Source organism: Mesorhizobium sp. M0664, from assembly GCF_040320565.1.
GTDB lineage: Bacteria > Pseudomonadota > Alphaproteobacteria > Rhizobiales > Rhizobiaceae > Mesorhizobium.
Genome location: NZ_JAMYPW010000007.1, coordinates 1 through 20,046, shown reverse-complemented (window position 1 = coordinate 20,046; position 20,046 = coordinate 1). Strand labels below are relative to the sequence as shown.

General features: G+C 63.7%; 19 protein-coding genes and 1 pseudogene. 12 read left to right on the top strand and 8 right to left on the bottom strand.

The window, feature by feature from the left end; genetic code table 11:
• Window positions 1-48 precede the first annotated feature (48 nt).
• The 4 genes from NKI39_RS10845 to NKI39_RS10830 form a co-directional block, all read right to left on the bottom strand.
• Window positions 49-1,083, bottom strand: a complete 1,035-nt coding sequence (locus NKI39_RS10845; RefSeq protein ID WP_352474401.1) for a hypothetical protein — start codon at window positions 1,081-1,083, stop codon at window positions 49-51.
• Complete coding sequence (locus NKI39_RS10840) at window positions 1,083-2,063, bottom strand: hypothetical protein (protein WP_352831756.1); 981 nt, start codon at window positions 2,061-2,063, stop codon at window positions 1,083-1,085. The genes NKI39_RS10845 and NKI39_RS10840 overlap by 1 nt, the downstream gene beginning before the upstream one ends.
• A gap of 142 nt (window positions 2,064-2,205) precedes the next feature.
• Window positions 2,206-2,358 carry a hypothetical protein gene (locus NKI39_RS10835; protein WP_352474399.1) on the bottom strand — a complete coding sequence of 51 codons (153 nt, stop codon included), beginning with the start codon at window positions 2,356-2,358 and terminating at the stop codon, window positions 2,206-2,208.
• A 661-nt stretch (window positions 2,359-3,019) separates the two neighbouring features.
• Window positions 3,020-4,402, bottom strand: a complete 1,383-nt coding sequence (locus tag NKI39_RS10830; protein WP_352831754.1) for an FAD-binding oxidoreductase — start codon at window positions 4,400-4,402, stop codon at window positions 3,020-3,022.
• Between the two features lie 224 nt (window positions 4,403-4,626).
• Between NKI39_RS10830 and NKI39_RS10825 the strand changes: the two genes are divergently transcribed.
• Window positions 4,627-5,634: an AraC family transcriptional regulator gene (locus NKI39_RS10825; protein WP_352831752.1), complete on the top strand. Its 1,008-nt coding sequence runs from the start codon at window positions 4,627-4,629 to the stop codon at window positions 5,632-5,634.
• 131 nt (window positions 5,635-5,765) lie between these two features.
• On the opposite strand, the gene efp is transcribed toward NKI39_RS10825, so the two are convergent.
• The gene (gene efp / locus NKI39_RS10820; RefSeq protein WP_023674374.1) at window positions 5,766-6,332 is read right to left on the bottom strand and encodes an elongation factor P; all 567 of its coding nucleotides are present in this window, start codon (window positions 6,330-6,332) and stop codon (window positions 5,766-5,768) included.
• Between the two features lie 114 nt (window positions 6,333-6,446).
• Here efp and epmA point away from each other — a divergent pair, with 114 nt between their 5' ends.
• From epmA to lpxK, 8 genes are all read left to right on the top strand, one after another.
• Complete coding sequence (epmA, locus tag NKI39_RS10815; protein ID WP_352831750.1) at window positions 6,447-7,493, top strand: EF-P lysine aminoacylase EpmA; 1,047 nt, start codon at window positions 6,447-6,449, stop codon at window positions 7,491-7,493.
• A 349-nt stretch (window positions 7,494-7,842) separates the two neighbouring features.
• Window positions 7,843-8,532, top strand: coding sequence for a DUF8692 domain-containing protein (locus NKI39_RS10810; RefSeq protein WP_352685493.1), 690 nt, complete (start codon window positions 7,843-7,845; stop codon window positions 8,530-8,532).
• Between the two features lie 253 nt (window positions 8,533-8,785).
• Entirely contained in the window at window positions 8,786-10,129 is a 1,344-nt protein-coding gene (locus NKI39_RS10805) for a TldD/PmbA family protein (protein ID WP_352831749.1), read from the top strand.
• Window positions 10,116-10,922 carry a 3'(2'),5'-bisphosphate nucleotidase CysQ gene (locus NKI39_RS10800; protein ID WP_352831747.1) on the top strand — a complete coding sequence of 269 codons (807 nt, stop codon included), beginning with the start codon at window positions 10,116-10,118 and terminating at the stop codon, window positions 10,920-10,922. Before NKI39_RS10805 ends, NKI39_RS10800 begins: the two co-directional genes overlap by 14 nt.
• A gap of 74 nt (window positions 10,923-10,996) precedes the next feature.
• Entirely contained in the window at window positions 10,997-11,242 is a 246-nt protein-coding gene (locus NKI39_RS10795) for a DUF4170 domain-containing protein (RefSeq protein ID WP_023674378.1), read from the top strand.
• Window positions 11,243-11,247: 5 nt separating this feature from the next.
• Window positions 11,248-12,027, top strand: coding sequence for a lysophospholipid acyltransferase family protein (locus NKI39_RS10790; protein ID WP_023717166.1), 780 nt, complete (start codon window positions 11,248-11,250; stop codon window positions 12,025-12,027).
• Window positions 12,024-13,340: a lipid IV(A) 3-deoxy-D-manno-octulosonic acid transferase gene (gene waaA, locus NKI39_RS10785; RefSeq protein ID WP_352474386.1), complete on the top strand. Its 1,317-nt coding sequence runs from the start codon at window positions 12,024-12,026 to the stop codon at window positions 13,338-13,340. Before NKI39_RS10790 ends, waaA begins: the two co-directional genes overlap by 4 nt.
• 1 nt (window position 13,341) lies before the next feature.
• Window positions 13,342-14,370, top strand: coding sequence for a tetraacyldisaccharide 4'-kinase (gene lpxK, locus NKI39_RS10780; protein WP_352831745.1), 1,029 nt, complete (start codon window positions 13,342-13,344; stop codon window positions 14,368-14,370).
• 249 nt (window positions 14,371-14,619) lie between these two features.
• Here lpxK and NKI39_RS10775 read toward each other — a convergent pair whose 3' ends face one another.
• Both NKI39_RS10775 and NKI39_RS10770 read right to left on the bottom strand, forming a co-directional pair.
• Window positions 14,620-14,853, bottom strand: a complete 234-nt coding sequence (locus NKI39_RS10775; protein WP_031211156.1) for a DUF2093 domain-containing protein — start codon at window positions 14,851-14,853, stop codon at window positions 14,620-14,622.
• A 284-nt stretch (window positions 14,854-15,137) separates the two neighbouring features.
• Window positions 15,138-16,064 (bottom strand): LysR family transcriptional regulator, encoded by a 927-nt coding sequence (locus NKI39_RS10770; RefSeq protein WP_352685489.1) that lies wholly within the window; start codon window positions 16,062-16,064, stop codon window positions 15,138-15,140.
• Between the two features lie 90 nt (window positions 16,065-16,154).
• Between NKI39_RS10770 and NKI39_RS10765 the strand changes: the two genes are divergently transcribed.
• Both NKI39_RS10765 and NKI39_RS10760 read left to right on the top strand, forming a co-directional pair.
• Window positions 16,155-17,048, top strand: coding sequence for a DMT family transporter (locus NKI39_RS10765; RefSeq protein ID WP_352831743.1), 894 nt, complete (start codon window positions 16,155-16,157; stop codon window positions 17,046-17,048).
• A 76-nt stretch (window positions 17,049-17,124) separates the two neighbouring features.
• The gene (locus tag NKI39_RS10760; protein ID WP_352541554.1) at window positions 17,125-17,469 is read left to right on the top strand and encodes a DUF2185 domain-containing protein; all 345 of its coding nucleotides are present in this window, start codon (window positions 17,125-17,127) and stop codon (window positions 17,467-17,469) included.
• Between the two features lie 61 nt (window positions 17,470-17,530).
• Here NKI39_RS10760 and mutL read toward each other — a convergent pair whose 3' ends face one another.
• Window positions 17,531-19,381, bottom strand: coding sequence for a DNA mismatch repair endonuclease MutL (gene mutL, locus NKI39_RS10755; RefSeq protein ID WP_352831741.1), 1,851 nt, complete (start codon window positions 19,379-19,381; stop codon window positions 17,531-17,533).
• Window positions 19,382-19,940: 559 nt separating this feature from the next.
• Between mutL and NKI39_RS10750 the strand changes: the two are divergent.
• Window positions 19,941-20,046: pseudogene (locus NKI39_RS10750) on the top strand (IS110 family transposase); the annotation flags it as partial.

Here is a 20,046-nt window from a genome sequence, read left to right as displayed (position 1 = left end):
CAGCGCGGTATCGGGATTCGAACTATCGTGTCCAACAGCCTGACTGGCTTAGTGCGGAGGCTGATCTGGCCGGACGGTGTCGTTGCAGCCGTCAACATAGGGATGGACCGACCACCGGGAGCCGGGCCGGGCCTGTTGCGCCTTGGTGAGCGGATCCTGAGACTGCGCGTAGCCGTCCTGGTAGCCCCGAACGATTTCGTCGATATCGTCGGGCCAGTCGCCGTCCCATGGCCGTCCCAGAATCTGGGCCTGCTGGACCGGATGCAGTTCGTTGTGGCCTTCATGAAAGCTGTCGTGGATGTGTCCGGCATCATAGACCCACCGGCCGGTCACCCCCAGGATTGTCGCTCCGGTTCCGTCGCCCTTGTTGGTCTCGATGCTCGGCAGGCCGGCATCGCTCGGACTGGCGGTGTCCGAACTGCTGAAGGCCGCGCCGAGCAGCGAAGCGAGCAAGGCGAGAAGCGCCAATACGTAGGCGACGACCGCGCCGACGCCCGACATGCATACCGCCAGCGCAATCAATGCCGCGGCTAGGGCGAGGATGTTGACGGTCTGCAGGTCATGGATCGATGCCCCTTCTAACTCCACATGCAGCGCCTCTGACTTTACTCCGGTCACCTTGTCCTCCGCCGGGTTCCCCGTGAACAGAAAGCCGTGCGAGGAGGTGATTGCGTTTTCGGCCATCAGATAGCCGAACGGGGCACTGGCGGCGGCAACGGCCTGGGAGACGCCCACCGGGTTGTTCGGCAGCAGCAAATTGAGGCTGTAGTCGGAGTCCAGGCTTCCTGGCCAGGTCTTTTCCGACGGCGGCTCGATGCTGATGACCATGCCGACGATACTCACCGGCTCGCCCAGGCAAACCAGCCGTTTGTTGAGCCACCAGTCGCAATAAGCGAGAATCCACACAATCTCAGTCACCACCAGCGCGATCGGTATGCACCACGGCTCGCCCATCGCGACCACCACCACGACCATCACGGCTGCGAATATGCCGCTGGTAATCGCCGCGCTGATGTACTGGTTGACCGAAATCACCTCGTCGGCGGTCGTGCACTTGGTCCAGGATTTGTCGTCGGTGGCCATCACGGCTCCAAGCTGCTGAGGACGGTCAAGGTGACGCCGCCGCTGGCGCGGTCACCCTCGTCAAACGCATTCAGAGTGAGGGCCTGCCGGCCGGTCCAGCCGTCCGGCGGCGTAGCGACCGCCGTGATCGTCACCTGTTCGCCCGGCGCCAGCGACGGCAGGTCAGGCGAAATCTCGACCTTCCAGCCCGGCGGCAGGGGATGAGCCGACGGCAAGTGTGCCGCCAGCCGGCGCTTTTGCTCCGCCTTGGCGCTTTCTTCCGTTGGCTGCCGGTCGTCGCGACAGGGGCCGAGCGGCGGAATGGTGTAGGCATCGACGGTGAACCGGTACCGATGCGGCCGACGGGTAGCGTTGCGCAACTCGAATTGAAATGTTGCTGGCGACTGCGCCAGTCCGACATCGGTATTTTCTTGCCCGAGATTGTTGGCGAAGTTGGCGTCATCGGCGGGGTCGAGCAAAGCTTGCAGGCAATAGTGACCTGCTTGCCGCGGCGTATGCCAGTCGAAGGAGACGAACCCAGGCTGGCTGGCGGATCCGATCACCCCGACCGAGACCGGCCTGGTGGCTATCGGATTCGACACGGTTCCGATGCCAAACGACAGATAGGACAGATGGACCGGCATCTTGACGACGACGGCATCCGGGGAGGCGTTCCAGACGCGAACCCGCACCTCGTAGTCGGTGTCCGCCTGCAACCTGCCGGCGGGAACGGGCACACCACCCTGGCGTAGCTCGATATCGGGATTATCCCAGGTGACCGCGAGACCAAGGCCGATCAGGTAATACTGATCGTAGATCAGCGGGTCAGGCCGGCAGAAAGCAGGGTGATCGATCGGTACGCAATGCGCCCGGGACCCTTTCTGGTCGACCCGGCGGTCACCCCCTAGCCGCCACCGGCGACAGAAACGGCGAGCCATCTCGATCAGTGCCGGAATCCAGGCGGAGAACAGTGCTCGCAGGATTGCCGCTATTCCTCGCATCGACTTCCCCTCTGAAGCTAACGCAGGGCAACGCTCTGATAACAACGGGATTCGCGCGGCAACAGTGAATTGGCGTGTCAGACGACTGGTGCCGTTTGTACTCTGGTCAGACGAATAAAGCTGGGCTCGAACGGTACGCGGGCTATTTCCGCGCGAAGAAACCGCGCGCGAATTGCACGATGTGCTTGTGGAATGCGAGCGCCAATATTGCGACAACGGCAAGTATGTAGAGAGCTTCGGTCGATCCGTCGCCGCCGTCAGGGGAAATACCAAACCAACTCTCGATGAAATCCATGAACAGATTCCCTCCGCGCAAACTTGCGACCGATGTTCAGCATAGCTCTTCAGCTTGTCCCGGTGTCAAGTAGGGATGCATTGCCATCCACATAAATCCAGTAAAGACCGTTGTGCCGAATTGTCTGCTGCCGAATTGTCTGCTGTTTGTCGATAAACCTGAGAATTTGCCTAAAGATTGCTAAAAAATTGTCGCGGCTTATTGATGCACAACTGAAGGAAAGCTTTGTATCTCGGTCATTTCCGGGTCATTTTGTCGATCATGTGCGAACGATCCAGTCAATGATGGTGTCGCCAAACAGGTCCGGACTTGTGCATGGACAGTACGCGGCCCACCACGATCAGAAGCGCGGGGTAGCCTGAAAAGCAGCCCGGCATGGCTCATTGGACGCCACTCGGCGGTCGTCTGGCCTGGTTTCAAATGTAGTCAGCTCTCGAACGTGCCCGGCGGCGTCACGCTGTCGGCTGTTGACAGGAAAGAGGCGTTTGAAAAATCACCGGCGGTCGAGGCAGCAAAAGTCACCGTGCCGTATTTCGCCCGGGACACCACGATTCCGGCGAGATGCTGGTCTGGATCAGAGCGTCCTGACCGGCAAGCTATCGTACCGGCCGAGCCTTAGCTGGGCCGGCCGGTACGCTTGCCGGCCTGACAAGAGCCGCCGTCAAGCAGCCGGTCGAATGTTTTGGTTCACCCGGAAGAGGTTGTTCGGGTCGTATTTCTTCTTCAGCGTAGCCAGGCGCTCATAGTTGTCGCCATAAGCCGCCTTGAGCCTTGCATCGCCCTCGTCATCCATCATGAAGTTCAGGTAGGCGCCACCCAGATCGAACGGATGCACGGCCTCCCAGTAGACCTTGGTCCAGCGCGTCACCGGCCCCGCTTTCTGTGGGTCCGGATCGATCCCGGCGATGACCATCGACCAGGTCGCATCACGGTAATTCCAGGGTGTCTCGTCTTTGCCGACGCGATGGACCGCACCATCGATCGGGTAGAGATGCATGAGCGATAGCTCGCTCGGCGTCTTCGCCGCCTGCTCGAGATGGGCGTCGATCGCCTCGTCGGACAGCGTCTTGACGAAATCGCCCCGCCAGTACCACTGCATTCCCTTCGGGTAGAGCCCATCGAACATGCTCTGCACCGCGGGATAGGGCATCGTTCCCATCCAGTTGAACCAGGGCGCGGGCAGCGCATCGAGCAGCGGGGCCAGCGCCTCTCTGCCCTTTTCCTCCGGGCCGTTGTAGCAGCACATCAGCAGACACATCCGCTTTCCCCAAAACTCTTCCGGGAAGGGTGCGCTCGACAGGACGGTCTTGAGCCCGAGGAAGATCCCGAGTTCTTCGGGCGCGTTCGGCAGGAACTCGCGATAATGCTGCATGATGGTGCGGGCGTGGCGCTGATCCCATGCGATCGGCCCCGCAAAGACCATGCTGACCCGGTGGAGCCTGAACACAAAGCTGGTAACGATGCCGAAATTGCCGCCGCCGCCGCGAAGCGCCCAGAACAGGTTGGGGTTCCGTTCCTTGCTGGCGGTGACGAAGCTTCCGTCGGCAAGCACGACATCGGCCTCGACCAGATTATCGATGGTCAGGCCATATTTGCGCGTCAGATAGCCATGGCCGCCGCTCAGCGTCAGTCCGGCGACCCCAGTGGTCGAGATGATGCCCGCCGGTACGGCCAGGCCAAAGGCATGGGTGGCATGGTCGAGGTCGCCCTGAGTGCAGCCCGGGCCTACCCGCGCCGTGCGGGCATCCGGATCGACGCGCACGCCGTTCATCGCCGACAGGTCGATCACCAGACCGTCGTCGCAGCTCCCCAATCCTGGTCCATTATGGCCGCCGCCACGTACCGCAACCAGCAAATTGTTGTCGCGGCCGAAATTCACCGCTGTGATTACGTCGGCGACGTCGACACAGCGGGCGATGATCAGCGGCCGCTTGTCGATCATGCCGTTGTAGAGCTTGCGGGCCTCGTCATAGCGGGCGTCGCCGGCGCGGATGACTTCGCCTCGCAGGCTTGCTGCGAATTTGGTGATGTCTTCATCGTGCATGACATTCCTCCCTGTTATTGGACCTGTCGGCCGGCCGATGAAACGCTAATCCCGTCCGCTGTTCCCGGAAATGTCACATCGTCCATTTCTGTTGCCCGATCGTTCAGAGTAGGATTAGACCGGATGGATGGTTGCTCGGGCGGCAATATTGCCGGATAGTTCGAGATGCCTGGCCGAAAAACTCGTTGTCAAAGGGAGTAGCCGATCGTTTCCGGAGGTGTTGCATGGATGTCCTTTCCGATGTGCTCCGAGCCGTTCGCCTCACCGGTGCGATCTATTTCGACGTCAACGCCAGTTCTCCCTGGGTTGGCGAGTCGCCGGGCACTGCCGACATTGCCGCCGCCGTCATGCCGGAGGCAGAGCACATCATTTCCTTTCATGCCGTGATGTCGGGATCGTGCTGGGCCGCGCTGGCAGACGATTCCGTCCCCCCGGTGCTCGTGAACGCCGGTGATGTCGTTGTCTTCCCCGGTGGTGTTCCGAACGTGTTGAGCTCCTCGCCGGGGGTGCGGGGCGAACCCAATATGGCGATGTATTATCGGCCGATAGACGAGAGCCTGCCGTTCGCGGTGATCCATGGTGGCGGCGGAGACGAGCGGACCCGGTTCATTTGCGGGTATCTTGGCTGCGATGCACGTCCCTTCAATCCTCTCCTGGCCGCATTGCCGGCCATCCTGTGCGCCCGCAAGCCCGCCGATGGAAGCAGCTGGGTTATCGACCTTTTTCGGCTGGCGCTGGCAGAAGGTGGCAGTGGGCGGGCGGGCTGTGAGACGATACTCGCCAAGCTGAGCGAGCTGATGTTTGTCGAGATCATCCGCCGCCATCTCGAGACCCTGCCCGACGATTCGCGCGGCTGGCTGTCAGGCCTACGGGATCCACATGTCGGCGAGGCGCTCCGGCTCATCCACGCTCGCCCCAGGGAGGAATGGACATTGGACCGGCTCGCCCGCGAAGTAGGGCTCTCGCGCACGGCGTTTGCGAGCCGCTTTACCCACTATGTCGAGGTCTCGCCCATGCACTATCTTGCTCGCTGGCGTCTGCAACTGGCAGGACGCTTGCTCGAACGCCCCGAAATGAGCATCGCGCAAGCGGGTGCCGAGGTCGGCTACGAGTCGGAAGCCGCCTTCAATCGCGCCTTCAAAAAGTTCGTCGGCATTCCACCTGGCACCTGGCGAAAGGGACGGTCGGCGTTGCTCGAGGCTCAGAGATTGCCCGCTGGCGTCGTGCAATAGGAAAGAACTGGCAGGGCGTTGACGCTTCGGTCCGGGTGCAGCGTCCCAATGCTCGAAAGCCCCTGGCACAAAGCGGTAGACGATGACCGGCCGCCGCGACGCCTTCGGCGAGGCGTGTCAGACTTCGCGCCTTAATCTTTCGCGCGCTCGACATAGGCGCCATCGGCGGTCATCACCACCACGCGGGTGCCGGCGCTGATGTGTGGCGGCACCAGGGTACGCACGCCGTTGGACAGCGTTGCCGGCTTGTAGGACGAGGACGCCGTCTGGCCCTTGGTCACCGGCTCGGTCTCGACCACCTCGAAAGTGGCGCGCTGCGGCAGTACCAGCGAGATGGCGATGTTGTTGTATTGCGAGATCTGCACCGGCATGCCTTCCACCAGATAGGGCGCCATGTCGCCGACCACGCTTTCCGGCACCGCGACCTGGTCGTAAGTCTCCGGATTCATGAAGTGAAAGCCTTCGCCGTCACGGTAGAGGAACGTGTGCTCGCGCTCCTCGACATAGGCGCGCTCGACCTGCTCGGTGGTGCGGTAACGCTCGGAAACCTTTACCCCGTCGGAGATACGCCGCATGTCGAGCTGGGTGACCGGCGTACCCTTGCCAGGATGAATGTTTTCGGCAAAGAGGATCACATAAAGCTTGCCGTCCTTTTCGACGACGTTGCCTTTGCGTAAGGAGCTGGCGATGACCTTCACGGGTTTCCATCCTGATAAAATTTGTTGGCGCAAATCGGCTGGAGAGGCCGTTGCGTGCGGCCTAGCGCATCTTGGCCGCAATCGCCAGCCCTCTGTGCAATTCCCCTGAAGCCGATGACCGCCGCCTCGCCGTGGTGGACGCCGCATGTCCACGCCGACCGCCGGCCGCGGCTGATCCTGCGCAATGCCATTGCCGCCGGGATGCGCGACTGGTTCGCCCGCCGCGACTTCGTCGAGGTGGATACATCGGCCCTGCAGGTCTCGCCCGGCAATGAAGCGCACCTGTCGGCCTTTGCCACCGAGGCGATCGGGCCGGACGGGCAGCGCCAGCCGCTCTACCTCCACACGTCGCCGGAATTCGCCTGCAAGAAGCTGCTTGCCGCCGGCGAGGAGCGCATCTTCAGCCTCGGGGCTGTCTGGCGCAACCGCGAGCGCGGCCCCTTGCACCATCCTGAGTTCACCATGCTCGAATGGTACCGTGTCGGCGAGACCTATGAGAGCCTGATGCGCGATTGCGCCGAGCTCGTAGCGCTGGCGGCCGAACGGGCCGCAGCGAAGCGTTTTAGCTTCCGCGGCCGTGAGGCCGATCCGTTCGCCGGGCCGGAACGGTTGAGCGTCGCCGAAGCCTTCATGCGCCATGCCGGCATCGATCTGCTGGCGACGGTTGCGGCCGATGGCAACACCGACCGCGCGGGGTTGCATGCCGCCCTGGTCCAGGCCGGATTGCGGACCGCGCCCGACGATAATTGGGCCGACCTGTTCAGCCGGGTGATGGTCGAAAAAATCGAGCCAGCGCTGGGGCAGGGGCGCGCTACCATTCTTTTCGGATATCCGATCTCGGAGGCGGCATTGGCCCGGCCGAGCGCCGACGATCCACGCACCGCCGAGCGTTTCGAGCTCTATTACTGCGGCGTCGAGCTCGCCAACGCCTTTGGCGAATTGACCGATCCGGCCGAGCAGCGCCGGCGCTTTGCCGCCGAAATGGATGAGAAGCAGCGCGTCTATGGCGAACGCTACCCGATCGACGAGGATTTCCTCGCCGCGCTCGCCATCATGCCGCAGGCGAGCGGCGCGGCGCTCGGCTTCGACCGGCTGGTGATGCTCGCCACCGGCGCGCTCAGGATCGACGACGTGATCTGGACGCCGGTGGCTGGTCCCTGAGGAAGGTTGGAGAAGCCGATCTCGCCCGGCTTGAAAGCCAGGATCAGATGGTCGGTCCAGGCCGCCGCCGGCTCCGTCGAGCCAGAAGATTGGCGACGACCAGGAGGATTATCGACAGCCCCATCATCAGCGTGGCGGCGGCGCTATTGCCGGGGAGAGCTTTCGCGCAAGCCGATGAACATTTCGAGCGGCATGGTGCGTTGGTTGGCGCTGGCCAGGAACTGCACCGCGACGACCTCGTCATGTGCGAGACGCTGCAACCGTTCCGTGTGTTGCCACGATCATGGTGGGCCGGCATAGTGCTGGCGGGGTTCTCGGCGCCGCGGAGCTATCGGCCGTCGTACTCAGAATGGCCTTCGGCACAATGCCAGACAAAAACGCGCTGAACGCAAAACATAGCAGCGAATGGACAATGTCCTGGCGCCTAGTCATACTTGCGGCCGTGGCGATTAATGTTGTGATGCTCTTGGCCGCGCTGTTCGTCGCGCAAACTCTTGGTCTGGACGCTACAATCTTCTATCGAGATCCATCTGCAGCCGCGGATGTCGGCTTCTATACGGGGTGGATTTCGTCCCTAGGTGCTTCACTGTGGATCGGCACCGGCGCGGCGACCCTGTTTGCCGGTCTGCTCACGCACCGATGGGATTGCACGTTTCTCGGCGGCCTTACCTTGGTCATGGGCCTCGATGACCTGTTGTTGATCCATGAGGACGTGCTGCCGTTTGTCGCGATACCAGAGATTGTTACGATGATTGCCTACGCCGTCGCCGGGTTGTTCTGGTTCTTTCGGCTGCGACGGAAGACATTCGACGGCTCGATCGTATTTGTGGCCGCAGGCTTCCTACTCGCGATGTCAGCAGCGATCGACCAGCTGGGAGAGCTGTTTCCTAGCCCGGGTTCGGCGGTCGACATCGCCGAAGACGCTGTCAAAGAGCTTGGCATCTTCCTTTGGGCGGCAGGTGCCGTCGGGTACGCGGCGATGGTGACACGGTTGGGCCGCCCGTGGGTGGATCCAGCCGATCCCAACTCTACAGGCTGACGGTCGCACACGCCGCATCTTCGACTCGTCGCCGGCAGCGGTGCCGCCGTCGCGGCTTTCGGTCACGGCCACCTCGGATCTAAGCCGTCCTTTGTGCGTCTGGAAGGACGCACCATCTCTGGGTCGGTCGCGCCGACCTGGGGCTAGATGCCTCCTGATTGTCCGCTTCTCCCATTGCAGAAGCGGCATCGGGACAATAGATGGTGCAGCAGCGGCTGCCCTTCAGCCGGCCGGAAATAACGGGATCATGCGCATGACCGATACGCTCGACGCAGCGAAACTGACCGATCGCGTCGCGGCCCTGGTCGAGGCTGCCAAACGGGCCGGCGCCGATGCCGCCGATGCCGTTGCGGTACGTGGCCGCTCGACCGGCGTGTCGGTGCGGCTTGGCAAGGTCGAAGGCACAGAGGCGTCCGAGAGCGAGAACGTCTCGCTGCGCGTCTTCGTCGGCAAGCGGGTAGCCAGCGTTTCGGCAACAGCGGCATCCGACCCCAATATGCTGGCCGAGCGCGCGGTCGCCATGGCCAAGGTGTCCCCCGAGGATCCCTATCAGGGCCTCGCCGACCCGGCCTTGCTGGTCAAGAAACCGCGCGACCTCGATCTGTTCGACGCCACCGAGGTGTCGGCGGACCAGTTGAAGGAAGCAGCGCTTGCCGCCGAAGCGGCGGCGCTTGCCGTCAAGGGCGTCACCAATTCGGCCGGCAGTGGCGCCAGTGCCGGGCTTGGCGGCCTGGTGCTCGCCACCTCGCACGGCTTCGTCGGCCACTACGTCGCCTCGCGTTTTTCGCGCTCGACCAGCGTGATCGCCGGCGAGGGCACCGGCATGGAGCGCGACTACGAATTCTCCTCGCGCCAGCATTTTTCCGATCTCGACGCGCCGGAAGACATCGGCCGCAAGGCCGGTGAGCGCGCTGTACGCCGCATTGGCGCGCGCAAGGCGGCGACCGGGCCTGTCGACGTGGTGTTCGATCCGCGTGTGGCGCGCGGCATTGCCGGCCACCTTGCCGGTGCCATCAATGGCGCCGCGGTGGCGCGCAAGACCAGCTTTCTCCGCGACATGATGGGCAAGAAGGTGGCTTCGGCCGCAATCACCGTCACCGACGAGCCGCTCCGGCGCCGTGGACAGGCCTCGCGCCCGTTCGACGGCGAAGGCGTCGAGGGCGAAAAACTGTTCATGGTCGACAAGGGCGTGCTCAACCACTGGTTCCTGTCGACTTCGGCGGCTCGGGAACTCGGCCTCGTCACCAATGGGCGCGGCTCGCGCAGCGGCTCGTCGGTCTCGCCGTCGTCGACCAATCTCGCCATCGAGCCCGGGGAAAATACGCCGGAAGAGCTGATCAAGTCGCTCAAGACCGGCTTCTACGTCACCGAAGTGTTCGGCCAGGGCGTCGACATGGTGACCGGCGAATATAGCCGCGGCGCTTCCGGCTTCTGGATCGAAAATGGCGAGCTGGCCTATCCCGTCGCCGAGGTGACCATCGCCTCCAATCTGAAGACGATGTTCCTCAACATGGTTCCGGCGAGCGATCTCGACCGCAATTTCGGCACCGCCGCGCCCACGCTTTTGATCGAAGGAATGACCCTTGCCGGAGCTTGACCCGGCCGTCTCAGCCGGCGCTACTGAAGACCTGCAGCTGTTGCGCGATGCCGCCCGCGAGGCGGGGCTCATCGCCATGCAATACTTCAACAACAATCCGCAAGTGTGGATGAAGGGCGGCACCTCGCCGGTCAGCGAAGCCGATCACGCCGCCGACAAATATCTGCGCGAGACCTTGCTGGCGGCCCGGCCGGATTATGGCTGGCTGTCGGAGGAAACCGTCGACGACCCGGTAAGGCTTGTCGCGCGCCGCACCTTCGTCGTCGATCCGATCGACGGCACGCGCGGCTTCCTCGAGGGCCTGCCCACATGGTGCGTCAGCGTCGCTGTGGTCGAGAACGGCCGAACGCTTGCCGGCGTACTCGACTGCCCGGCGAAGGGCGAAATCTATTGGGCGCTGCCGGGCGAGGGCGCGTTCCTGAACGGCAGGCGCATCAGCGTGCGTCCGCCGGCGGAAACGGCCGAAATCGCCGGACCGAAGGCGATGATCGACCTGCTGCCGGCGAAATGGCACAAACGGCTGAAGCGCGTGCCCTATATTCCTTCGCTCGCCTACCGGCTGGCGATGATCGCCGGCGGCCAGCTCGATGCCACCTTCGTCAAGGCCAACGCACATGACTGGGACATCGCCGCGGCCGATCTCATCCTGCGCGAGGCAGGCGGAGCCTTGCTCGATCGGCATGGCCGCGCGCCGCTCTATGCCGGCGAAGTGATCCGTCACGGACCGCTCGCCGCCGGCAGCGGCGAACTCCTCGCCGTGCTCGCCGGCGTCATCGCCGGGCTGGACAATTGACCACTATCAATAGTTCCAAAGTCGGCGGCTTTGGTCTAGACCTGTCCCAAACTCACGATATGTGAAGGATCGACATGGCCGCTGAAGACGGAAAGAAGCAGCTTTTGCACCTGGTGTTCGGCGGCGAACTCAAGAAGCTGGGCGGCACCGAATTCCGCGATCTCGACGCGCTCGATATTGTCGGCATTTATCCGGACTACCAATCGGCGCACGCCGTCTGGAAGGCCAAGGCGCAAGCTAGCGTCGACAATGCCCATATGCGCTATTTCGTCGTTCACCTGCACCGCCTCCTCGACCCCGAAAACAAGGCTGTCGGTTGACATCGATGAACCATGAAGCGGTCAAGCGATCAGCCCCGCGGTCGGCGGTCAGACGTCGCAAGCCGAAGACGTTCTGGCGCAAGATCCGCGAACCGCTGGCGCAGTCGCGATTCGTCAAGAATGCGCTTGCCGCGCTGTTTGCGTATTTCGTCCGCCTTGTCCGCTTGACCAACCGCATGGTCGACGGATCGGCCAAGTTTTCCGGCGGCGCCTATGCGCAGCTCGAGCCTGGCATCATCGCGCTCTGGCACGGCCAGCACCTGCTGACCCCGGCCTACTATCCCAAGGGACGGCCGCTGGTTGCCATGGTATCGCGCAGCGCCGATGCCGAGCTCAACGCGCTGATGGTCGAGAAATTCGGCATCGAGGCGGTGCGCGGCTCTGGCGGGCGCGAAAGCGCAAGGCATCTCGACAAGGGCGGGGCCAAGGCGCTCATCGCCCTCAAAAAGTCGCTCGCCACCGGCAAGAATGTCGCCATGATTGCTGATATTCCCCACGGCACGCCGCGCGATGCGGGGCTCGGCGTCGTCCTTCTGGCGCGGCTGTCCGGCCGGCCGATCCTGCCTGCCGCGATAGCCACCAGCCGCCGCAAGGTGATCGAGGGCAGCTGGGACAAGACGACGATCAACCTGCCCTTCGGCCGCTCCTCGATCGTCGTCGGCACGCCTGTCTTCGTGCCGGCCAACGCCGACGCCGCCGAAATGGAACGCAAGCGCCAGGAGGTCACGGCCTCGCTTAATGCCGCGACCGCCGAGGCCTATCGCCTTGTGGACGGTTCGAAATGAGTGTGCGCTGGGCGCGCGCCTTCCTGACCGCATACCGTTTCGCGGGGGCGGCCGCCTACCCGTTGGCCGGGCCTTATGTCGCCTGGCGCACTTCCAGAGGCAAGGAGGATCGCATTCGCCGGCGCGAACGCTACGGCGTCGCCGGACGCGAGCGCCCCGAAGGCCCGGTGATCTGGATCCATGCAGCCAGCGTCGGCGAGACCATCGCCGTCGTGCCGCTGGTCGAGAGCATTCTCGATTACGGCGTCAACATCGTGCTGACGACGGGCACGGTCACCTCGGCGCAGGTCGCCGAAGAACGGCTGGGCGACCGCATCATCCACCAATATGTGCCGCTCGACCTCAAGCCGGCGGTCAGCCGCTTCCTCGACCATTGGCAGCCGGACCTGGCGATCATCGCCGAATCGGAGATCTGGCCGATGACCATCCTGGAACTCGGCGCCCGCCGCGTGCCGCAGGTTCTGGTCAACGGCAGGCTGTCCGACCGCTCCTTCAAGTCGTGGAAGAAGCGCGCCAACATTGCCGAAGCATTGTTCGAAAATCTCGCCCATGTCGTTGCCCAGTCGGACCTCGATGGCGAGCGCTTCCTTTCGCTCGGCGCCAGGCCGGTCACTGTATCCGGCAATCTCAAGGTCGACACCGCGCCGCCGCCGGCCGACGAGCGGGCACTGGCGGCGCTGAAACGCCAGATCGGCGGCCGCCCGACCTGGGCGGCGATCTCGACCCATGACGGCGAAGAGGCGGTCGCCGCCGAAGTTCACGCCATGCTGCACAAGCGCCACCACGGGCTTTTAACGATCATCGTGCCGCGCCATCCCGATCGCGCCGGGCAGCTGGCCGCCCAGATTTCCGGCATGGGCCTGAAGCTGGCGCAGCGCAGCAAGGGCGACAGGATCACCGCCGACACCGATATTCTGCTCGGCGACACGATCGGCGAGATGGGGCTTTATCTGAGGCTGACGGAAATTGCCTTTGTCGGCCGTTCGCTGACTTCCGAGGGCGGCCAGAACCCGCTGGAACCAGCCATGCTGGAGACGGCAGTGCTTGCCGGCCGCAACGTCCAGAATTTTCGCGAGGCCTATCAGCGCCTGCTCGATAGCGGCGGCGCCAAGCTGGTGCGCGACCGCGATATGCTGGCCGGCGCCGTTAATTTCCTTTTGACCAACGAGGCGGCCCGCCATGAGATGATGGCGGCGGGTGCGGCGACGGTCGACGAGATGCGCGGTGCGCTGGCGCATACGCTCAGGTCGCTTGAGCCCTATATCCAGCCGCTGGTCGTCAAGTCGCGCCTGAAGGGCGCGAACGGGCGCTGACGTGACCTCGGAAGCGCCGCCCTTCTGGTGGGAAGAGCCGGACTGGCGGGTCACGGCGCTGTCGCCGCTCTCCGCCGTCTATGCGCTTGTCGCCGGTCGCCGCATGCGGCACGCGCCGCGTGAAAAGGTCGAGGCGCCGGTGCTCTGCGTCGGCAACTTCACCGTCGGCGGCACCGGCAAGACGCCGGTGGCGATCGCGCTGGCCGAGCAGGCCAGGCGCATGCAGCTTAATCCGGGTTTCCTGTCGCGCGGCCATGGCGGCTCCTTCGCGCGGCCGCATATCGTCGATCCGCACCACGATGCCGCCAAGCATGTCGGCGACGAGCCGCTGCTTCTGGCCGAACACGCCCCGGTCGCGGTGACGCCGAACCGGGCCGCCGGCGCCAGGCTTCTGCTGGAGAAGCTCGGCTGCGATTTCCTGATCATGGATGACGGTTTTCAGAGCGCGCGCATCCACATCGACTATGCGCTCGTCGTCGTCGACGCGCGACATGGCATCGGCAATGGCCGCGTCATCCCCGGCGGGCCGCTGCGGGCAAAGATCGTCGACCAATTGGTCTTCACCAGCGCCTTGCTGAAGATGGGCGAGGGCACCGCGGCCGATACGGTCGTGCGCCAGGCAGCGCGCGCCGGCAGGCCGATCTTCGAGGCGCACACTGCCCCGAGCAGCAAGGTGACGCTGGCCGGCAGGCGGTTCCTGGCGTTCGCCGGCATTGGCCATCCCGACAGGTTTTTCGACACCGTAGCCGAGGCCGGCGGCGAGCTTGCGCTGACCCGACCGTTTCCTGACCATCATTTCTACAGTGCGGACGAGCTTGCCGAATTGGCGGCGACAGCACGTAAAGCCGGGCTTGGTCTCATTACCACCGCCAAGGACGCTGCCCGCCTGCGTCACGGCGCGGCACCGCCGGAATTCCTCGACGGGCTCGATGTGCTGGAGATCGACACCGTCTTCGAGCTCGACCATGTGCCGCAACGCATCATCGACGAGACGCTGGATGCCTGGCGGCAGCGCCGGCTTAAAGGCTGACCAGAAGCGTGAGCACCGAGGCAATGCGGGACTGGAATTTGCGGCTTTCCGCCGGTCGAACGTATTTTGTTCTTGCTTTGTGCCGGCAGCTATGCTAGTAATTTGGGTATGGTGATGATTCGCCGGTGGCCCGCCCTCGAACTTGAGGCGGGTTTTTTATTTCATGGCCTCTAAGGTTTCGGTGTTGCCGGCCTGACGCCGCGGCAGAGGGCGCAGGATCGCAACGGGGCTGCTTCCATTTGCGCTGGACTAGCGTCGGCGGCGCAGTTCCGGATGCGCTTCGATCTCGCGGCGCAGCGAGGCAGCGGCGTTCACATAGGGTTCCTGCCTGGCGACACTCCAGTATTTAAGCTCGTCGAGCGGGATGCTCTCGCCGGTCACCGCGCAGCGTACGAAGGCGCCGGGGCTGGTCACCTGGAAGTCGCCGTCGAGATAGCGGATGCGGGCTTCCTTGCCGCCGGGTCCTTCGAAACGGTTCATCATGGGGTGGTGCCGAAATTCATGACGATGTCATCGCCACAAATTGCGGCGAGGTCAAGCTTGACGTTGATGACGGCCGATCTCCCCCCTTGTGGGGGAGATGTCCGGCAGGACAGAGGGGGGCGCTGTCCCGCGGACCTCTCAATCGATTGCGATTGCGTCCTCAGCTTGTTCTCGGCTGGTCTCAAAGTTAGCGAGCTAGCGATCCTTCGCGCCCCTCTCTGCCCTGCCGGGCATCTCCCCCACAAGGGCCCACAAGGGGGGAGATCAGCGCTTGTCCGTCGCTCCTAGCTCTCTACCTCAAGGAACTCTTCGATCTTCTCCGCTGGCAGCCCGGCCTGGACCGCGATGCGCCGGGCGAGTTCGGCGGCGGCGGCGCGCGGGCGCCCCAGCGGCCGGTCGAGCCAGTAAGATATCGGGCTTAGCGCACTGCGCTCGTCTACGGCGACGATGCGGCCCGATTTCAATTGGTCCACCGTCAACGGCGGACGTGCCAGCGCAATACCGAGCCCGTGCGCGGCGGCGTCGAGCACGAGGTTGTAGTCCTCGAAACGGCGGTCGTGCGGCCGCGGCCGATAGTCCATCTCCTGCGCCGCAAACCAGGCGCGCCAGGCTGAAGCGTCGGAATCATTGATCACCGGAAATTCGAGCAGTCGGGCGGGATCTCCGCGACCGATCTCCCTGGCCAGTCCCGGCGAGGCGACCGGGAACACATATTCTTCGAAAAGCTGCACCGAGATCCGGCCCGGAATGCGACCGCGCCCGCAGCGGATCGACAGGTCGATGCCCTCGTCGGCAAGATCGCCTTGGCGGATGTCGACGTCGAGCACGATACGCAGCTTGGACGGGTGGTTCTCCAGCGCCGCCATGCGCGGCATCAGCCACAGCCCGCTGACCGAGGGGATCGAGGTCAGCCGCACCACCGCCGTGCCGCGCGGCTCGACCCAGCGATCCGAATTGCTGGCGATCAGGGCAAAGGCTTCGGTGGTGCGCAGATGCAGGCGATTGCCCTCGACCGTCAGCGAGACGCCGCGGGCGCCGCGATCGAAGACTTTCAGCCCGAGCCAACCCTCGAGCTTGGCGATCTGCCGGCTGACGGCGCCGTGAGTGATGTTGAGCTTCTCGGCCGCCGCCGAAAAGCTGCCGGTCCGAGCCGCGGCGTCGAAGGCGCGCAGCGTTTCGAGCGGCAGCATCGGGTCTAAGCTGTGATCCATAGTCACAGGTGATCCTCGATTTGTTCGTTTGTCAACCGACCCGCAATAGCGTTTCTCTACTTCATGGCATTGGATCGCGAGGACACCCAGATGAGCGCTTACACCGGCACGTTGAATACGACACAGCGCATGGATGCCACGGCTGCCATCGCGGTGGCGCTGACGGTGGTCGGCTGGGCCTCCGCCTTTCCGGCGATCCGCGCCGGCCTTGCCGCTTTCGGGCCGCTGGAACTTGGCGCGCTGCGCTTTGCCATCGCCGCGGTTCCGGCGGCGATCTTCCTCGCGGTCAAGCGGCCGGCGCTGCCCAGGCTCGATGAACTCTGGCGCTTTGTCTTCGGTGGTGCCGTCTTCGTCGCGCTCTACACGGTGATGCTCAATTTCGGCGAGCTGACCGTTTCGGCCGGTGCGGCCGGCTTCATCATCAATGTCAGCCCGATCTTCACCGCCATCATGGCCATGGCGCTGCTCGGCGAACGCTTCTCGGGCCTCGCCTGGGCCGGCACATTCCTGTCCTTCGCCGGTATCGGGATCATCGCCATGGGCGAGGGGCAAGGGCTGCATTTCAACAATGGTGCGCTGCTTGTCCTCGGCTCGGCGCTGTGCTCGGCCGTCAACACCATCGTCCAGAAGCCGCTGTTTGCCCACCATCACCCGCTGACGATCTCGGCCTCGAACATGGTGCTTGGCGCGCTCTGCCTGTCGCCGTTCCTGCCGAGCGGTCTGGCGCAGGCGGCGGTCGCCGACACCGCCGGGCTCGGCGCCGTCATCTTTCTCGGCATCGTACCCAGCCTGATCGCCTATGCCGCGTGGGCGACAGCACTTTCCCGACTGCCCGCGGCGCGTGCCTCGACCTTCCTCTATCTGGTGTCGCCGATGGCGACGCTGATCGGCTTCTTCTGGCTGGGCGAGGTGCCGACGCTGCTCGGCATAATCGGCGGGGCGCTGGCGCTGGGCGGCGTCATTGTGGTGAATTTGAAGAGATGAGAGCTTTAGTGCTTGACTGCTGGTGGCGTACGCGGCTGATTTAACTAGAAGTACGGTTGCCACCAGTGAGCTTTGAATGCCTAAGACGTTTTTCAGGGATGGTTCGACGTTTCGCCCAATAGCAGTTGGTTACGGCAGCTGTATTGCGACCGACCGCATCACCGTGGATGGCGCGCAAGTAGGCTATCTTTACCGCGAAACGCCAGATCATCCGGTTGATAGCGGATGGTGCTTTTTTGCAGGCGATGAATCTGACGAATACATCAACGACCCCAACAATTCCGGGTTGTACGATGTCAATACAATTGCGAATTACGACCCGCTCATTACCTCTTGTTTAGAGGCGCCTTGTGGAAGTGCGTTTTTGAGAATCGAGGGGAAGTTTGTCCGTCAGAAGTTCGAACCCCCAGATGATGATTAAAGCCGCCTGTGGAACCAGCCTTGCTAGCGAGTTATAGACAGCGCCAGCGCGAGCGACCTTCTCACCGCCTCCCAAACAGCCTCTCGATATCCGCCAGCTTGAGCTCGATGTAGGTCGGGCGGCCATGGTTGCAGGTGCCGGAGCCGGGCGTCGCCTCCATCTGGCGCAGCAGCGCGTTCATCTCTTCCGGTTTGAGCAGGCGGCCGGAACGTACCGAGCCGTGGCAGGCCATGGTCGCGGCTATTCTGTCCAGCCGCTCCTTCAGCGTGTCGACCGTGTCGTTGTCGGCGATCTCGTCGGCGAGATCGCGCACCAGCTGCTGGACGTTGGTCTCCCCGAGCATCGATGGCGTCTCGCGCACCGCGACGGCACCGGGGCCGAAGCGCTCGATGCCGAGGCCGAAGCGGGCCAGCGTCTCGGAATGCCTGGCAAGCCGCTCGGCATCCTCTTCCGACAGATCGACAATCTCGGGCAACAGCAGCATCTGCGACGGCACCGCGCGTGAGTGGAGGGCGTTCTTCAAGGCCTCGTAGACCAGCCGCTCATGCGCCGCATGCTGGTCGACGATGACAAGAGAATCCCTGGTCTGGGCGACGATATAATTCTCGTGCACTTGCGCGCGCGCCGCGCCCAGCGCCGTGCCGAGCAGCGTTTCCGCCGCTTCGTTTTGCCCGGCGCGCGCATCGGCGCTGTGCAGCGGCCCGGCGTCGAAGGCCGCCTGCTCGTCCTCGCCGAACCCGTCGCCCATATCGAGCGGCCCCTGTGGCGAACGGCCAGGATCGAACCCGGCAAAGCCTGAGGCCCGGTAAGCGGCCTCGTAGCTGCGGTGACCGTTGGCCGGCCCGCCATGCGCATAGGATGCCGCGCCTGGCCGGAACGCCGCCATCATGCCGGCGGCCCCTGTGGTGGCGGGGCGGATGCCGGCATTGGCCAGCGCTTCGCGAATGGCGCCGACGATCAGCCCGCGCACCAGCCCCGGGTCGCGGAAGCGCACGTCTGCCTTGGCCGGATGGACGTTGACGTCGACGATCGCCGGATGGAGCGTCAGGAACAGCACGGTGACGGCATGGCGGTCGCGTGGCAGCACGTCGGCGAAGGCGCCACGAATGGCGCCGGCGATCAGTTTGTCACGCACCGGACGGCCGTTGACATAGGCGTATTGCTGCAGCGCGTTGGCGCGGGTGAAGGAGGGGACCGAGACATGGCCGGCGAGATGCACGCCGTCCCGCATCGCGTCGATGGCGATCGCATTGTCCGGAAAGTCGGCGCCCATCACCTGCGCCACCCGGCGCAGCCGGCCTTCCGGGCTGTCGTCGGTCGCCGGCAGTTCCAGCGTCGAGCGGTCCGGGCCGGCCAGGGTGAAGCGCACGGCGGGAAAGGCGATGGCGATGCGCTTGACCACGTCGCCGATGGCCGTGCTTTCGGCGCGCTCGCCCTTCATGAATTTGAGCCTTGCGGGCGTGGCGAAGAACAGGTCGCGCACCTCGACCGTGGTTCCGCGATTGGCCGCCGCCGGCCTGACCGCGGAGACGCGGCCGCCCTCGATGCCGATCTCGGCGGCGTTTTCACTGGACGCGGTGCGCGAGCGGATCGACAGCCGTGCCACCGAGCCGATCGAGGGCAAGGCCTCGCCGCGAAAGCCGAGCGAGCGGATGTCGTGAATGTTGTCGGCGAGCTTGGAGGTGCAATGGCGCGCAATCGCCAGCGCCAGTTCCTTTTCCGGAATGCCCGAGCCGTCGTCACTGACGCGGATCAGGTTCAGCCCGCCGCCGGCGGTGACGATCTCGACTCTGGTAGCGCCTGCATCCAGCGCGTTCTCGACCAGTTCCTTGACCACGCTTGCCGGACGTTCGATGACTTCGCCGGCGGCGATCTGGTTGATCATCGTTTCGGAAAGCTGGCGGATCGGCATGGGGCACTATAGGCGGATTCGTGGTCGATGCGGGAGGGGGAGAATAGCGTTGACCGTTGCAAGGCAGTGAGACTGCTCCGTTGCTCCGCCAGAGGGGGTGCTGTCCCGCCACGATATAGAGATAGGAATATTGTTGAGTGAATGGGCTTGGCCCCAACTGACTTATTAGAATTAGTCGGGCGAAGGCCAAAATCCGAAGCGAATGGCCGTTGGAGGCGACATTTGGACGTCATCCTAGATTACTTGATGGTAAAGTTCGCTCGATGGATACAGCGTCGAAAGAGTCGTATTGCGAGAATAATTTGGTTTACTATTTGGACGGTTATTTCGATATTGCTAACAGTTTTTCTATTTTACCTCCTGTATATTCGAAACCTGACCATATAGTTTCGTGTTTCTACCACTGCGGCGCAGGTGCCGCCGCAGGCTTGATCGCGGACACCCTCGATGCGGATCTCGGGGGCACTGTCGATAGTGATGGGGTGGACGCCCCCTCGACGGCATCGATGTGCCAGAATGGTGGTGTTTGACAGCCACCGTAAGAGAGGGAGCGTCCACAATGGAAGTTAACACGATCGGATTGGACCTAGCGAAGAATGTGTTTCAGGCGCATGGAGCCGATGCGGCGGGCGCCATTGTTTTCCGCAAGCAACTGCGACGCGACA

Bases quoted from the DNA above. Each gene is read 5' to 3' on its own strand.
- NKI39_RS10760 (WP_352541554.1), top strand. From the start codon at position 17,125: ATGCCTAAGACGTTTTTCAGGGATGGTTCGACGTTTCGCCCAATAGCA.
- epmA (WP_352831750.1), top strand. From the start codon at position 6,447: ATGACCGCCGCCTCGCCGTGGTGGACGCCGCATGTCCACGCCGACCGC.
- NKI39_RS10810 (WP_352685493.1), top strand. From the start codon at position 7,843: ATGGCCTTCGGCACAATGCCAGACAAAAACGCGCTGAACGCAAAACAT.
- mutL (WP_352831741.1), bottom strand. From the start codon at position 19,381: ATGCCGATCCGCCAGCTTTCCGAAACGATGATCAACCAGATCGCCGCC.
- NKI39_RS10845 (WP_352474401.1), bottom strand. From the start codon at position 1,083: ATGGCCACCGACGACAAATCCTGGACCAAGTGCACGACCGCCGACGAG.
- NKI39_RS10775 (WP_031211156.1), bottom strand. From the start codon at position 14,853: ATGATGAACCGTTTCGAAGGACCCGGCGGCAAGGAAGCCCGCATCCGC.
- waaA (WP_352474386.1), top strand. From the start codon at position 12,024: ATGAGTGTGCGCTGGGCGCGCGCCTTCCTGACCGCATACCGTTTCGCG.
- NKI39_RS10790 (WP_023717166.1), top strand. From the start codon at position 11,248: ATGAACCATGAAGCGGTCAAGCGATCAGCCCCGCGGTCGGCGGTCAGA.
- NKI39_RS10830 (WP_352831754.1), bottom strand. From the start codon at position 4,402: ATGCACGATGAAGACATCACCAAATTCGCAGCAAGCCTGCGAGGCGAA.
- NKI39_RS10825 (WP_352831752.1), top strand. From the start codon at position 4,627: ATGGATGTCCTTTCCGATGTGCTCCGAGCCGTTCGCCTCACCGGTGCG.
- NKI39_RS10795 (WP_023674378.1), top strand. From the start codon at position 10,997: ATGGCCGCTGAAGACGGAAAGAAGCAGCTTTTGCACCTGGTGTTCGGC.
- NKI39_RS10840 (WP_352831756.1), bottom strand. From the start codon at position 2,063: ATGCGAGGAATAGCGGCAATCCTGCGAGCACTGTTCTCCGCCTGGATT.
- NKI39_RS10805 (WP_352831749.1), top strand. From the start codon at position 8,786: ATGACCGATACGCTCGACGCAGCGAAACTGACCGATCGCGTCGCGGCC.
- NKI39_RS10765 (WP_352831743.1), top strand. From the start codon at position 16,155: ATGAGCGCTTACACCGGCACGTTGAATACGACACAGCGCATGGATGCC.
- NKI39_RS10835 (WP_352474399.1), bottom strand. From the start codon at position 2,358: ATGGATTTCATCGAGAGTTGGTTTGGTATTTCCCCTGACGGCGGCGAC.
- NKI39_RS10770 (WP_352685489.1), bottom strand. From the start codon at position 16,064: ATGGATCACAGCTTAGACCCGATGCTGCCGCTCGAAACGCTGCGCGCC.